We start from the raw sequence: 13,310 nt of genomic DNA, 5'->3' as shown, positions 1-13,310 counted from the left end.
CCCCAAACCGTCACCACCGAGAAAGCGAGCGCCATGGTCCTCCCGACGCCCGAATCTCTCGCCCCCGGCGCCGCGCTCGACGTGCTCCGAAACGTCACCACCATCGACGGCACCGTCGGCGACCTCGCCGTCGTCGACGGTCACCTCTCGACCTCCGTCGGCGACGTTGCGGGCCCGGCTGGCGTGGACGCGACCGGATGGATGCTGCTGCCGCCCCTGGCGGACATGCACGCCCACATCGACAAGGCCTACACGTGGGAGATGGCCGGCTGCCCCGCCGGCTCGCTGGAAGACGCCGTGGCCTGCTGGCAGCGTTTCGGTGCCGCCCTCACCCAGGAGCAGATCGAGCGCAACGCCCGCCGCGCGCTGCTGGCGGCGCTGCGCGCCGGCGTGACGACGATGCGCACGCACGTGAACTTCCACGAGGGCGCCGATCCGCTCCGCGGCCTGCGCGCGATCGTCGCGCTGCGAGACGAGTTCGCCGGCCTCGTCGACCTTCAGATCGTCGCGATGCACGGCCACCTGCACGCCGCGGAACTCGTGCGCGAGGCCGTCGGGCTCGGAGCTGACCTCCTCGGCGGCGCACCCCATCTGTCGCCGGATCCGACGGGGGAGATGGACCGTACGATCGCGCTCGCCGACGAGGCCGGGATCGGGGTGGACTTCCACACCGACGAGACGCTGAACCCCGCATCGCTGGATGTCGTCCACCTCGCGAACGCGACGGCGCCCTGGGCGCCCGAGCGCACGCGTTCGGCCGGGCATTGCGTGAGCCTCGCGGTGCAGTCCCGCGATCGGCTCACCGAGGTGCTCGCCACCGTCGCGGCGGCCGAGCTGAGCATCGTGACCAACCCGCTCACCAACCTCTACCTCCAGGGGTGGGACCACCCCGTCTCGACGCCGCGCGCCGTCCCGCCGCTGCGGGCGATCCGCGCGGCCGGAGTCCTCCTCGCCGCCGGCGGCGACAACGTGCAGGACCCGTTCAACCCCCTCGGCAACGGTGACATGGTCGACGTGGCCGCGGCGCTCGTGATCGCGGGGCACCTGTCACCCGACGAGGCGTGGCACGTCGCGTCGGCCGGTCGAACGCTCGTGGGCAAGCCCGCCGCCGGCGGCGCGCACGGCGACGTCGCCGACCTGCTCCTCGTGCGCGCGTCCTCCGTCGCCGAGGCGCTCGCCGAACGCGCACCCGATCGGGTCGTCGTTCGCGACGGCCGCGTCGTGGCCACGCGGCACCTGTCCACCGCCACCGTCGACATCCGCACGCCCGCTCCGAAGGAGATCACGGTATGACCGCTGCCACCACGGCGCCCGTCACGACGGCGCCCACGCTCGCCCTCCGTGATGTCACCAAGGATTTCGCCACCGGCACCCGAGCGCTCACCGGCGTCTCGATGGACATCTCCCGCGGCGAGTTCGTCTCGGTCGTCGGACCCTCCGGATGCGGCAAGTCGACCCTTCTGCGCCTGGCCGCCGGTCTCGACACCGTCAGCCACGGCAGCCTCGACGTCGATGCGGCCGTGACGAGCTTCGTCTTCCAGGACGCGACCCTGCTGGAGTGGCGGAGCGCCCAGAAGAACGTCGAGCTGGTCGGCGAACTCGCCGGCGTTCCGTCCGCCGAACGAGCACGCCGGGCCCGGGAGGCGCTCGCGCTCGTGGGGCTCGACGGCTTCGAGAAGCAGCATCCGCGCGAGCTCTCCGGGGGCATGCGGATGCGCGTGTCGATCGCGCGGGCTCTCGTGGCCGAACCGCAGCTGGCCCTGTTCGACGAGCCGTTCGGCGCGCTCGATGAGATCACCCGGCTGAAGATGCAGACGGAGCTGCAGCGCCTGTTCCAGCTCAAGCGGTTCGCGGCGATGTTCATCACCCACTCGATCTCCGAGGCGGTGTATCTGTCCAGCCGCGTGCTCGTCATGAGCGGGCGTCCCGGCCGGATCGTGGCGGACATCGAGATCCCGTGGGAGTATCCGCGCCCGCCGGAGCTGCGGTACTCACCGGAATTCGGCCGCATCGCGGGCCATCTGTCGCAGACGCTGGAGGCGCACGCATGACCGAGCAGACCCTCACCGCCCCGGCCGCGGCGGCGCCCGCGCAGGTCACCGCCCCGCCGTTGCAGGCCCGGCCTCAGCGCACGTCGACGCTGCGTCGCGCCGGGTCCAGCGCCGTGCCGATCGTGCTCGCGGTCGTGGGCATCCTCGTGATCTGGTACGCCGTCTCGTACCTGCTGCTCTCTGAGAGCCGCCGGTTCCTGCTGCCCCCGCCGCACGAGGTCGTCCTCGAGACGATCGGCAACCCGCAGATCATCAGCCCGATGCTCGCCGCGCTCGGGCAGACGACGATGGTGGCCCTGGTGGGACTCGCGCTCGCCGTGGTCATCGGCATGTCGTGGGCGATCTTCATGTCGCAGTCCCACCTGGCGGAGCGGGTGCTCTACCCCTACGCGGTGATCCTGCAGACCATCCCGATCCTCGCGCTCACGCCGCTCATCGGCATCTGGATGGGCTATGGCATTCCCGCCCGCGTCGTGGTGTGCGTGATCATCGCGGTGTTCCCGATGATCTCCAACACCCTGTTCGGTCTGCAGTCGGCGGACCCCTCGGCGCACGATCTGTTCACCTTGAACAAGTCCTCGCGCTGGCAGCGGCTCACGAAGCTCCAGCTTCCCGCCGCCATTCCGTCGATCTTCACCGGCCTGCGCAACGCCGCGGGGCTCTCGGTCATCGGTGCGATCGTCGGGGACTTCTTCTTCCAGCAGGGCTCGCAGGGCATCGGCGGACTCCTGCGCACCTACACGCTGCGCCTGAACATGGAGCCGCTGTTCCTCGCCATCATCTTCACGGCGCTGTTCGGCGTCGCCGTGTTCTCGGTCTTCGCCGCCCTCGATCGTGCCGTCGTGGGCCGGCTGTTCGGCTGGAAGAACCGCTGACCCGCCCCACACCTCGTTCCCCCCACGCACGATCCATCCCACGCACCATCCCCTGTCCTGCGCATCACCCACTCGTCCAGGAGGACTCTCGAGATGACACCCCCCACCCGCATCATCCGACGTTCCGTCGCCGCCGGTCTCGCCCTGTCGGTCGCCACCCTCGGGTTGGCCGCCTGTTCGAGCGACGAGACCGAACCCGCCGCCGACACGACCCCGGCCGCCCCGACCGCCGAGGCCGGCGGCGCCCTCGACCTGTCCGAGGTGTGCCCCGCGACCGTGGTCATGCAGCAGGACTGGCAGCCCGAGGCCGAGCACGGCGCGATGTACGCGCTCGTCGGCGACGACTACACGATCGACAACGACGTCAAGAGCGTCACCGGATCCCTCGTCGCCCAGGGCGTCGACACCGGGGTCGACATCGAGGTGCGCCCCGGCGGCCCGAACGTCAACTTCCAGCCCGTACCGGCGCTGATGTACCTGGATGAGGACATCCTGCTGGGTGCCGTGAACACGGATGCGGCGATCGTCGCCGCCGCCGATCAGCCGACGGTCGCCGTGACGTCGCAGATGACCTGGAGTCCGCAGATCCTCATGTGGGACCCGGCGAGCCACGATGGCGCCACCACGATCGCGGAGGCGACCGCCGACGGTGCGCCGGTGGTGACCTCCGGCGACGTCATCCCCAACATGCTCCTGGCGCAGGGCATCATCGACAGCTCGCAGATCGACCTCAGCTACGAGGGCACGGCGCAGCGCTTCGTCTCCGACCCGACGATCCTCCAGCAGGGCTTCGCGACCGCCGAGCCCTACATCTACGAGAACGAGATCGCCGAGTGGGGCAAGCCGGTCGGTTTCCAGCTGCTGAGCGAGGTCGGCTACACCATCTATCCGGAACCGCTCGCCGTGCGTGCCGACGCGATCGAGGAGTACGGCGACTGCCTCGCCAAGCTCGTCCCGATCATGCAGCAGTCGCAGCTCGACTACCTCGCCGACCCGGCCGGCACCAACGCGCTGATCGTCGAACTCGTCGACACCTACCAGACCGGCTGGACCTACTCCGAGGGCGTCGCCGACTTCTCCGTCGAGCAGCAGCTCGCGCTCGAGATCGTGCAGAATGACGAGGCCTCGGGTGTGTTCGGGCAGTTCGACCCCGAGCGCATGCAGTCGATCCTCGACGACTTCGTGCCGTTCCTCGTCGAATCCGGCAGCATCAGCGCGGCCGATGCTGAGGAGATCTCGATCGAAGACCTCTACACGAACGAGTTCATCGACACGTCCATCTCGATGGACTGATCCGCGGTGTCAGAGCGTTTCGGTGACGACGGCGGCCAGCCGATCGAGGGCGTCGGCGGCGGCGATCGCGTCCTGCTCCTTCGCTCGGAGATCCTCGACGAACTCGGCGCTGCTGCCCGCGTCTGCGCACGCGGTCGTGTTGACCCGCACGTTGACCGCTCCGGCCCGGGCGCCGGCGGCGAGCAGGCGGGCCGCGACGGCCACGTCGGCGCGCACCGGCTCGGGGCACCGCTTCGCCAGCGGCTCGAGGGCGGAGGCGAGCTCGACGACGACGCCGGCCACCGCGGCGGACGACGCCGCGGCGTGCTCCAGGATGCGACGGGTGCGGTCGGCGTCCCGGTCTTCGGGCGCGGCGTGGAAGACGACGGCGAGATCGGCGGATGCGGCGGCATCGTCGTCGGCGACCTTCCACGCCCGCTCGCGCGCGGCGACGAAACGTCGGGCGTCGGGATGATCGTCGCCGTAGCCGTCGGCCATGGCGGCGACGGCGGCGCCGATGGCGGCCACGACCGCAGCAGCGGCGCCGCCGCCCGGGGCGGGGGCGGGCTCCGCGAGTCGCTCGGTCCACTCGGTGAGGGCTGCGGTGCGGGTCGAGATCTCCATCGCCGCAGTCTAGACATGCTGCGGAGCGCCCGGTGACCATCCCTCCTGCGACGATGCACCGCGCCGCTCCGCTCGACGCGTGTCCGAAGAACATGACCTACGGCCCGTGCGGGGGTGTCAACCCCGACGGATCGTGCGAAGCGCATCCCGACCCGTGCGTCTTCCTGCAGCGAGACCTGCCGGTACGGTGGCCGGATGCGGCGACGACCCCGGTGCCCGCTCCGACCGCGGCGGCCACGGAGGTCGCCGACATCCTCGCCCGGCGTGCTCTCGTGATGACGGGATTCCCCGCGCGTCCGATGGTCGCCGACGATGTCTCCCGCGTGGCGGAGGTGCTCGCGCCCCACACCGATGCCGCGCTGTCGGGAGACGCCGCCACCTCGCGCACGCAGTTCCCGCCGTCCTACCGCGGTCACCTCATGACCGCCGCCGGCATGCGCGCCTGGATCGGTGTCAACGCTCGCGACCGCAACCGCGTCGCGCTCGAGGGGGAACTCGCCGCTCTGCGCGACGCGGGTGTCGCCGGCGTGCACTGCGTCACCGGGGACCACACCGAGACGGGCGATCGGCCCGACGCGGCGCCGGTGTTCGACCTGGAGGCGACCACGCTTCTTCCCCGCGCCAGGGCCCACGGACTCCTCCCGTCCTTCGCCGAATCGCCGGCGGCGCCGCCGCAGGCGATGCGCGGCCCGCGCGTCGCCGAGAAACAGCGTGCCGGCGGTCGCCTGTGCCTGACGCAGTACTGCGGGGGCGTCGACGAGGTCGCCGCCTTCATCGAGCGGTGCCGCGGTGCGGGTGCGACCGCTCCCGTCCTCCCCGGCGTGCCGGTGATCGTCGACGACGACGGAGCCGCGCTCCTGGGCTCCTTCCACGCCGCGCTCCTTCCGCCCGGATACGCCGAGCGGCTGCGCACCGCGCGCGACATGCGCTCGGAGGGGATCCGGCTCGCGATCGAGTACGGTTCGGCCCTCCTCGAGGTTCCGGGGGTCGCCGGTGTCGTGGTCGCCGGCGGCGCGCGGCGCGGTGATGAGATCGCCTACGCGCATGCGCTCGCCACGATCGCCCGCGAGCTGGGAGGGGGAGCGTGACGCGTCACGCCGACTCAGCTGCGGCGCTGCTCCTTGACGACGACCACCCGGCTCGTCTCGCCCTCCGGGGTGCGCCACTTGTGACGCACCCATCCCTCGTAGTAGGTCGCGTCGCCGGCGCGCAGCTCGTGCTCACCCTCGTCGAGCACGACGACCAGCACACCGTCGAGCACGTAGACGAACTCGTCCTCGCCGTGTTCCCACCAGGGCCCCTCGTCGCCGAACGGCCCGACCATGATCATCGGCACGAAGTGCCCGGTCGTGGGCGCCATGACGTGCACGGGGCCGCTCTCGGTGTCCACCGCCGAGTCATCGTGACGGCGGAAGAGATGGAACCCGCCTTCCGAGCGCTCCCGCGGCTGTTCGGTCAGCAGCGCCTGCTGCGTCGTGCCGAGCGCCTGCGCGACGCGGAAGAGCGAGGTCATGCTCAAGCGCTCCAGCCCGCGCTCGACCTGACTGAGGAACGAGTGCGACAGCTGCGCCTCGGCGGCCACCTCGGTGAGGGTCGCCCCACGCGCCGTGCGGAGCGCCCGGATGCGCGCTCCGAGTGCGCGTGCGGCCTCGTCGGGGTCGGCCGGACCGTCCGGTGCCCGGCTCCCCATCGTTTCCGCCATGCCAGCAGGCTACCGGGCGGTCGTGCCGACCCCCGGCATCCCGCACCCCGCGCGACGAGTGACTCATCACCCGGCTCGCCGCGCACCGCCTTCGGGAGATGCGATGAAGGAGGACATCCATGACCACCCCCGACTACGCCGCCCTCGAGCGCGAGATCGCCGATCTGCTCGGCCCACGCGGTGTCAGTTCAGACATGCGTCAGCGCGAGAAGGCGTCGGTCGACGGCGCGCGCATGTCGCCGATCATCGCCGAGCAGCTCCCGCTCGGGGTCGCCGATCTCGTGGCGTTTCCGACCACCGCCGCCGAGATCGCCGCGGTCGTCGGCATCGCCTCACGCCACGGGGCCCCGATCACGCCGCGCGGCAAGGGCACCGGCAACTACGGTCAGGCGATCCCGATGCCCGGCGGGCTCGTGCTCGACATGTCGCGCGCCCGGTCGGTCATCGAGGTGACCGACGAGACGATCACCGCCGACGCCGGAGCCCCGATGACCGCGCTCGAGCAGGCGGCGCGCGCCGCGGGGCGACAGCTGTGGATGTATCCGTCGACGGTGCACTCCAGCCTCGGCGGCTTCCTCAGCGGCGGATCCGGCGGCACCGGGACCATCGCGCACGGGTCCAACGATCGCGGCTTCGTCGTCGCCCTCGACGTCGTCACGCCCGCCTCCGCCGGCGAACTCGTGCACCTCGAGGGCGAAGCGGCGCAAGGATTCGTTCACAACTACGGCACCGCCGGCATCATCGCCCGGGCCACCGTGCGGCTGGAGCCGCTGCAGGACTGGCGCGGGCTGTATGCATCCTTCCCCGACTTCTCCGGCGCCCTGTCGGTGCTGCGTTCGCTCGGACGGCTCACACCCCTGCCCCGGCTCGTGTCGGCGGACACCCCGCACGTGACGGCGCAGCTGCCGCCCGACGACGCCTTCCCCGAGGGGCGCAGCTCCCTGCGGATGATCGCCGACATCGCGACCGTGCCCGAGGCGACGGCGCTGATCGAAGCGGCCGGTGGCCGCATCGAAGACGTGCGGGAGGGGGCGAACGTCTCGTCGGCGATCTCAGTGCTCAGCTACAACCATCCGATCGAGTGGCTGCAGAAGTCCGAACCGGGCGTCTACTTCCACGTCGAGGTCTCGGGTGACGCCCTCGTCGAGCGCATCGACGCGGTGCACGCGGTGTATCCCGGCGGTCAGCTGCACATCGAGGCCGGTCACACCGTGCCGATCGGGATGCTCGCCGGCGTCTACGAGAGTCCCGAGGCGGTCTACGCCGGCATCGAGGCCCTCCACGACCTGGGCGTGTCGACCCACAACCCGCACCAGTGGAACGTCGACTTCCGCCTCGCCGAGACGGTCGCCCTCGCGCGCGAGACCGACCCCGCCGGGCTGCTGAACCCTGGAAAGCTCAATCCCGACTACGCCGGCCCCACGAAGGGAGCCATCCGATGACCACCCCGTTCACTCCGCCCAGCCGGGCGTGGGCTGATCTCTCCGGCCCCGCGATCACCGCCGCCACGAGCGACCGGTCGATCGCCGTCGTGCCGATCGGGGCGCTCGAGCACCACGGCCCGCACCTTCCGCTGCGCACCGACGCGCTCATCGCCGAGGCCGTCGCGACGGCGGCCGTCGATCGCGCGGTCGCCGCCGGGATCGACGCGTGGCTGTTGCCGACGGTCGCCTACGCGAAATCCGACGAGCACCACTGGGCCCCCGGCACGCTGTGGATCGAGGGCACGACGCTGCTCGACGAGCTCGTGCAGATCGGCGCGGCGATCGCGCAGACCCCGGTGCGCACGGTCGCCTTCGTCAACGGCCACGGGGGCAACGTCATGCTGCTCGGATGGCTCAACCGGGAGCTGCGCCGCCGGTACGGCCTGCGATCCTTCTCCATGCCGTCCGGCGCGGGGGCGTCGGGAGACGGCGTCGACGGCCCGGACGAGAAGGGGCAGGGCATCCACGCCGGCTTCGGGGAGACCTCGCTCGTCATGCATCTCGCACCGCACCTCGTCGCGCCCGAGATGCCGCCGCGGAACGTGCCCGAGAAGATCGCCGGACACACGCACATCGGCTTCAACCGCAAGCCGGTGATGTTCGGCTGGACCAGTGACGACTTCGGTCCCACCGGCGTCATCGGGGATGCCACCGGCGCCAACGCGGCCTTCGGCAAGGTGCTCTTCGAGCGCGGGGTCGACTTCGTCGCCGAAGCGCTCGCCGAGATCGATGGATTCGAGTTCGCATGAGCGGCACCGCGCATCCGGCGTCGATCTCGATCGCGGTCGAGGTGCCGGTCATCGACCACGCCAGCGATCCCGTGCACGCCGCCGATCCTCCCGCGGACCCGGCGGCGCTCGCGGCGAGCTGGCTGCCGGGGCCGGATGAGGACCGCATCCTGATGACGCTGTCGACCGTGTCGCCGGAGGGCGTCCCGCACGCGAGGACCGTGATGCTGAGCGACTTCGACGGCGCATCCTTCTCGTTCCACACCGACGCGAGCAGCCGCAAGGTCGCCGACCTCGCGGTGAACCCCCGGGTGGCGCTGACGATCCTCTGGCCGGGCTTCACCCGGCAGCTGGTTGTGGAAGGGCTCGCCACGCGAGTCTCCGACGCCAGCGCCGCCCGAACGTACGCACGCCGGTCGCCGTACCTGCGTCAGCTCGCCTGGGTGAACACGCCGGAGGTCGCCGCCCAGCCGCTGGCCGCGCGGGAGGAGGGATGGGCGCGCTTCGCCGCCGCGCATCCCGACCCGGAGCCCCCCGCCGGGTGGGTCGGTTTCGCCGTGCGGCCCGAACGCTGGCTGTTCTGGGTGTCGCATCCCGGGGCCCCGAGCCGTCGCATCGAGTACACCCCGTCCGCGACCGGCTGGTCCGCCCGCCCCCTCCCCGGCTGACGCGCGCATCCACCCCGCCCCGAGCCACCCCTTTCCCTGCGAGCCGCCCCTCTATCAACGCAGCGAAAGGGGCGGCTCGGCACGAAAGGGGTGGCTCGGCGGGCTCGGGATGCGGGTCAGACGTGGCGGTCGAGGAAGGCGTAGACCTCGTTCTCGTCCACCCCGGGGAAGGCGCCGCGGGGGAGCGGTGAGAACATCTGCATGTGCACGCGTGCGCTCGGCCACGCCTTCCCCTGCCAGCGAGCGGTCGCCTCGACCGCCGGACGACGGCAGCACGATTCGTCGGGGCACGTCGACGCGGCGCGCGTGGTCGTCTCGCGGCCACGGAACCAGCGGGCGTCGTCGAAGGGCACGCCGACGGTGATGGAGAATTCGCCCTCCGCGGTGGTCCCCGTCTGCGTCGAGCACCAGTAGGTGCCGTTGGGCGTATCGGTGTACTGGTAGTGCTCGGTGGTGCGGTTCTGCTCCGAGAACGCCGCCCGTGCGGAGAACTTCGCGCACGCGACCTGTCCGTCCACCGCCCCGGTGACATCGGCCGGGAGCGGAAGGTCATCGTTCTCGTACACGCGCGAGATGGCGCCGTCGCCGTCGACGCGCAGGAAGTGCAGGCGCATGCCGAGGTGGTGCGTCATGAGGTTCGTCATGCGCATGCCGGCCGCCTCGTGCGTGACGCCGAACGCGTCGCGGAAATCCTCGACGGCGAGATTGCGGTCCTTCTTGGCCTGCTGCAGGAATCCCACGGCGGTGGACTCGGGCATGAGACAGCATGCCGCGTAGTAGTTGATCTCGAGCCGCTGCCGCAGGAAGTCCGCGTAGTCGGCGGGTCTCTCGTGCTCCAGGAGCCGGTGCGCCATGGCCTGCAGGGCCATCGACCGCAGACCGTGGCCGCCCGGGATCGACGCCGGCGGCAGGTAGATGCGACCGTTCTCGAGGTCGGTGATCGAACGCGTGGATGAGGGGAGGTCGTTGACGTAGATCAGCTCGAAGCCGATCTGCTCGGCCATGATGCTCACCGTGCGGTGCGTGAGGGCGCCGGTGGAGTGGCCCGCCGCCTTCAGCTGCTTCTCGGCGAGCCGCTCGATGTCGGGAAGGTAATTGTCCAGCGCCCGCATGCGCAGGCGCTGCTCGGTGTTGGCGCGCCGGGCCTCCTCGGGGGTCGCGATCGCCTCGCGCTCGCGGCGCTGCAGCTCGCGGTGCAGGCCCAGGACCGACTCGATCGTCTCGTCGCTCATGCCCTTGGTCACGCGCACCGGTTCGATGCCGAGACTGCGGAAGACCGACCCGCTCTGCGCACGTTCGAGTTCGATCTCGAGCGCCGCGCGCCGGTTCGGTGGTTCCGGGGAGAGGAGCTCACCGACATCCACCCCGGTCGCCGCCGCGATCGCCTGCAGCAGCGACAGCTTCGGCTCCCGCTTGCCGTTCTCGATGAGGCTCAGGTGGCTTCCGGCCACACCGACCTTCTCGCCCAGTTCGTCCAGGGTCATCCCGTGGCTCACCCGCTGGTGTCGGATGCGGTGGCCCAGGGTCGACAGTTCCAGCGGCGTCGCGTGCATTCCTTGAGCATAGCGAAAGAAATGCAGAAAATACGATCCTGATTCTTGGTAAGACGCCGCTGATTCCTCCGATAGTGGGTACAGATCGACGTTCTCCCCGTCGTACACCGCACGCCACCCATCGCACCGAGGAGCGACATGGCCATCGCAGACATCTCCCCCCGCGTCACCGACGATGCCCCGCAGCAGCGACGCTTCGGCATCCGACCCCGCCTCGACGGCGACGGCATGGCCGAGCTCGTCGCGTGGGTGGATGAGATCGCCGAGCTGACGCAGCCCGACCGCATCCACTGGGTCGACGGCTCGCGCGCCGAGAACGACGCCCTCCTGCGAGCGATGGTCGAGCAGGGAAAGCTCATCAAGCTCAACCCCGAGTGGCGTCCGGGCTCCTACCTCGCCCGCTCCCACCCGAGCGACGTCGCCCGCACGGAGGGGCGCACCTTCATCGCCTCCGAGCGCGAGATCGACGCGGGCCCCACCAACAACTGGGCGGCGCCCGACGAGATGCGCGCGACTCTGACGCCGCTGTTCGAGGGATCCATGCGAGGACGCACGATGTACGTCGTGCCCTTCTCGATGGGTGCCGTCGGCGGCCCGCTGTCCCACATCGGTGTGCAGGTCACCGACAGCGAGTACGCCGTCGCCTCGATCGAGATCATGACGCGGGTGGGGACCGACGTGCTGCGCGAGATCGCGCAGGGGGCGCCGTGGGTCAAGACCGTGCACTCGGTGGGAGCCCCGCTCGCGCCCGGCGAGACGGACGTGGCCTGGCCGTGCAACGACGAGAAGTACATCGTGCACTACCCCGAGACGCTCGAGGTGTGGTCGTACGGCTCGGGCTACGGCGGGAACGCCATCCTCGCCAAAAAGTGCTTCGCGCTGCGGATCGCCTCGGTGATCGGCCGCGATGAGGGGTGGCTGGCCGAGCACATGCTCCTCATCCGCGTCATCGATCCGGCCGGCCGGGCGTACCACGTCGCGGCGGCGTTCCCGTCGGCGTGCGGCAAGACGAACCTCGCGATGCTCAAGCCCACGATCCCGGGGTGGCGCGTCGAGACGCTCGGTGACGACATCGCGTGGCTGCGTCCGGGCGAAGACGGGCGGCTGTGGGCGATCAACCCGGAGGCCGGCTTCTTCGGCGTCGCTCCCGGCACCGGCGAGTCGACGAACGTGACGGCGGTCGAGACCCTGTGGGGTAACACGATCTTCACGAACGTCGCCCTCCGTCCCGACGGAGACGTGTGGTGGGAAGGGCTGACCGACACGCCCCCCGCCGAGCTCACCGACTGGCAGGGCCAGCCGTGGACGCCGGCGTCGGGCCGGCCGGCGGCGCACCCCAACTCCCGCTTCACCGTCGGCGCGGCGCAGTGCCCGCAGATCGCCCCCGACTGGGATGCGCCGCAGGGCGTGCCGCTGGATGCGATCCTGTTCGGCGGGCGCCGTGCGACGAACGTGCCGCTGGTCGTCGAGGCGACCGACTGGACCCACGGCGTCTTCATGGGCTCGACCATCTCATCCGAGCGCACCGCCGCCGCCGAGGGGACCGTCGGAGAGCTCCGCCGCGATCCGTTCGCGATGCTGCCGTTCTGCGGCTACAACATGGCCGACTACTTCGGACACTGGCTCCGGATCGGGCAGAAGCTGCGGTTCGACCGCGCTCCGCGCATCTTCCAGGTCAACTGGTTCCGCAAGGGCGACGACGGCCGCTTCCTGTGGCCCGGGTTCGGCGACAACGCCCGCGTGATCGACTGGATCATCCGCCGCATCGACGGCGAGGTGCCCGCGGTCGACAGCCCGATCGGCCGGCTGCCGGAGACATCCGACATCGACCTCGAGGGGATCGACGTGCCGCAGGACGACCTCGACGCGCTCTTCGCGATCGACCGCGACTCGTGGCTGCGCGAGGCCGATCTCACGGAGGAGTTCTACGACACCTTCGACGGCCGCGTGCCGGCGGCCCTGCGCGCGGAGCTCGACGCCCTGCGTTACCGCCTGACCCGCTCCTGAGGCGGTTCCACGCGCGCGCCGAGTGCACACGTACTCGCCGAGTGCACGGGAGGCTGACGGTCGTAAGCCCGTTCACTCGACGACTTCTGGTGCATTCGACGCGCGCGGCGGCTGCGGGATGTGCGGGCAGCGCGGTGCCGCGTGCGCGCTGCCGCGTGCGCGCCGCCGCGTGCGCGCTGCCGCGCGTGCCCGCATGACCGCTCGGCAGTCAGATTCTGCGGGTGCTCCGCTGTCAGATGCGCAGATGGTGACTGCGGAGCGAGCGGGATGCGCGGAAGGTGACTGCGGAGCGGGAAGGATGCGCGGAAGGTGACTGCGGAGCGGGAAGGATGCGCAGAAGGTGACT

12 protein-coding genes are annotated in these 13,310 nt (G+C 70.9%); 9 read left to right on the top strand and 3 right to left on the bottom strand.

What is annotated here, in order from left to right; genetic code table 11:
* The first annotated feature begins 33 nt into the window (after positions 1 to 33).
* The 4 genes from B3S45_RS07340 (at position 34) to B3S45_RS07325 (ending at position 4,219) form a co-directional block, all read left to right on the top strand.
* The gene (locus B3S45_RS07340) at positions 34 to 1,293 is read left to right on the top strand and encodes an amidohydrolase family protein (protein WP_286718530.1); all 1,260 of its coding nucleotides are present in this window, start codon (positions 34 to 36) and stop codon (positions 1,291 to 1,293) included.
* Positions 1,290 to 2,051 carry an ABC transporter ATP-binding protein gene (locus B3S45_RS07335; protein WP_071044656.1) on the top strand — a complete coding sequence of 254 codons (762 nt, stop codon included), beginning with the start codon at positions 1,290 to 1,292 and terminating at the stop codon, positions 2,049 to 2,051. Before B3S45_RS07340 ends, B3S45_RS07335 begins: the two co-directional genes overlap by 4 nt.
* A complete protein-coding gene (locus B3S45_RS07330; RefSeq protein ID WP_286718527.1) occupies positions 2,048 to 2,926 on the top strand; it encodes an ABC transporter permease in 879 nt (292 codons plus the stop codon). Before B3S45_RS07335 ends, B3S45_RS07330 begins: the two co-directional genes overlap by 4 nt.
* A gap of 93 nt (positions 2,927 to 3,019) precedes the next feature.
* Positions 3,020 to 4,219 (top strand): hypothetical protein, encoded by a 1,200-nt coding sequence (locus B3S45_RS07325; RefSeq protein WP_286718525.1) that lies wholly within the window; start codon positions 3,020 to 3,022, stop codon positions 4,217 to 4,219.
* A gap of 9 nt (positions 4,220 to 4,228) precedes the next feature.
* Here B3S45_RS07325 and B3S45_RS07320 read toward each other — a convergent pair whose 3' ends face one another.
* The gene (locus B3S45_RS07320) at positions 4,229 to 4,822 is read right to left on the bottom strand and encodes a cyclodeaminase/cyclohydrolase family protein (RefSeq protein ID WP_286718523.1); all 594 of its coding nucleotides are present in this window, start codon (positions 4,820 to 4,822) and stop codon (positions 4,229 to 4,231) included.
* Positions 4,823 to 4,854: 32 nt separating this feature from the next.
* On the opposite strand from B3S45_RS07320, the gene B3S45_RS07315 reads away from it, so the two are divergent.
* Positions 4,855 to 5,910 carry a methylenetetrahydrofolate reductase C-terminal domain-containing protein gene (locus tag B3S45_RS07315; RefSeq protein WP_286718521.1) on the top strand — a complete coding sequence of 352 codons (1,056 nt, stop codon included), beginning with the start codon at positions 4,855 to 4,857 and terminating at the stop codon, positions 5,908 to 5,910.
* A gap of 14 nt (positions 5,911 to 5,924) precedes the next feature.
* Here B3S45_RS07315 and B3S45_RS07310 read toward each other — a convergent pair whose 3' ends face one another.
* On the bottom strand, positions 5,925 to 6,524 hold the full coding sequence (locus B3S45_RS07310) for a helix-turn-helix domain-containing protein (protein ID WP_286718519.1): 600 nt from the start codon (positions 6,522 to 6,524) through the stop codon (positions 5,925 to 5,927).
* Positions 6,525 to 6,643: 119 nt separating this feature from the next.
* Here B3S45_RS07310 and B3S45_RS07305 point away from each other — a divergent pair, with 119 nt between their 5' ends.
* The 3 genes from B3S45_RS07305 to B3S45_RS07295 are packed head-to-tail and all read left to right on the top strand — an operon-like array spanning position 6,644 to position 9,404.
* The gene (locus B3S45_RS07305; RefSeq protein ID WP_286718517.1) at positions 6,644 to 7,966 is read left to right on the top strand and encodes an FAD-binding oxidoreductase; all 1,323 of its coding nucleotides are present in this window, start codon (positions 6,644 to 6,646) and stop codon (positions 7,964 to 7,966) included.
* Positions 7,963 to 8,757 carry a creatininase family protein gene (locus tag B3S45_RS07300; protein WP_286718515.1) on the top strand — a complete coding sequence of 265 codons (795 nt, stop codon included), beginning with the start codon at positions 7,963 to 7,965 and terminating at the stop codon, positions 8,755 to 8,757. The genes B3S45_RS07305 and B3S45_RS07300 overlap by 4 nt, the downstream gene beginning before the upstream one ends.
* Entirely contained in the window at positions 8,754 to 9,404 is a 651-nt protein-coding gene (locus B3S45_RS07295) for a pyridoxine/pyridoxamine 5'-phosphate oxidase (protein ID WP_286718513.1), read from the top strand. The genes B3S45_RS07300 and B3S45_RS07295 overlap by 4 nt, the downstream gene beginning before the upstream one ends.
* A 116-nt stretch (positions 9,405 to 9,520) precedes the next feature.
* On the opposite strand, the gene B3S45_RS07290 is transcribed toward B3S45_RS07295, so the two are convergent.
* The gene (locus B3S45_RS07290; protein ID WP_286718512.1) at positions 9,521 to 10,957 is read right to left on the bottom strand and encodes a helix-turn-helix domain-containing protein; all 1,437 of its coding nucleotides are present in this window, start codon (positions 10,955 to 10,957) and stop codon (positions 9,521 to 9,523) included.
* Positions 10,958 to 11,095: 138 nt separating this feature from the next.
* Between B3S45_RS07290 and B3S45_RS07285 the strand changes: the two genes are divergently transcribed.
* Positions 11,096 to 12,964, top strand: a complete 1,869-nt coding sequence (locus tag B3S45_RS07285) for a phosphoenolpyruvate carboxykinase (GTP) (protein WP_194383577.1) — start codon at positions 11,096 to 11,098, stop codon at positions 12,962 to 12,964.
* Positions 12,965 to 13,310 lie beyond the last annotated feature (346 nt).

Source organism: Microbacterium sp. UBA1612, assembly GCF_002321605.1.
GTDB classification, from domain to species: Bacteria; Actinomycetota; Actinomycetes; order Actinomycetales; family Microbacteriaceae; genus Microbacterium; species Microbacterium luteum.
This window is presented reverse-complemented; position numbering and strand designations above follow the sequence as displayed.

Excerpts from the sequence above, each read along its gene's own strand:
- B3S45_RS07340 (WP_286718530.1), top strand. The coding sequence starts at position 34 with ATGGTCCTCCCGACGCCCGAATCTCTCGCCCCCGGCGCCGCGCTCGAC.
- B3S45_RS07335 (WP_071044656.1), top strand. The coding sequence starts at position 1,290 with ATGACCGCTGCCACCACGGCGCCCGTCACGACGGCGCCCACGCTCGCC.
- B3S45_RS07330 (WP_286718527.1), top strand. The coding sequence starts at position 2,048 with ATGACCGAGCAGACCCTCACCGCCCCGGCCGCGGCGGCGCCCGCGCAG.
- B3S45_RS07325 (WP_286718525.1), top strand. The coding sequence starts at position 3,020 with ATGACACCCCCCACCCGCATCATCCGACGTTCCGTCGCCGCCGGTCTC.
- B3S45_RS07320 (WP_286718523.1), bottom strand. The coding sequence starts at position 4,822 with ATGGAGATCTCGACCCGCACCGCAGCCCTCACCGAGTGGACCGAGCGA.
- B3S45_RS07310 (WP_286718519.1), bottom strand. The coding sequence starts at position 6,524 with ATGGCGGAAACGATGGGGAGCCGGGCACCGGACGGTCCGGCCGACCCC.
- B3S45_RS07305 (WP_286718517.1), top strand. The coding sequence starts at position 6,644 with ATGACCACCCCCGACTACGCCGCCCTCGAGCGCGAGATCGCCGATCTG.
- B3S45_RS07300 (WP_286718515.1), top strand. The coding sequence starts at position 7,963 with ATGACCACCCCGTTCACTCCGCCCAGCCGGGCGTGGGCTGATCTCTCC.
- B3S45_RS07295 (WP_286718513.1), top strand. The coding sequence starts at position 8,754 with ATGAGCGGCACCGCGCATCCGGCGTCGATCTCGATCGCGGTCGAGGTG.
- B3S45_RS07290 (WP_286718512.1), bottom strand. The coding sequence starts at position 10,957 with ATGCACGCGACGCCGCTGGAACTGTCGACCCTGGGCCACCGCATCCGA.
- B3S45_RS07285 (WP_194383577.1), top strand. The coding sequence starts at position 11,096 with ATGGCCATCGCAGACATCTCCCCCCGCGTCACCGACGATGCCCCGCAG.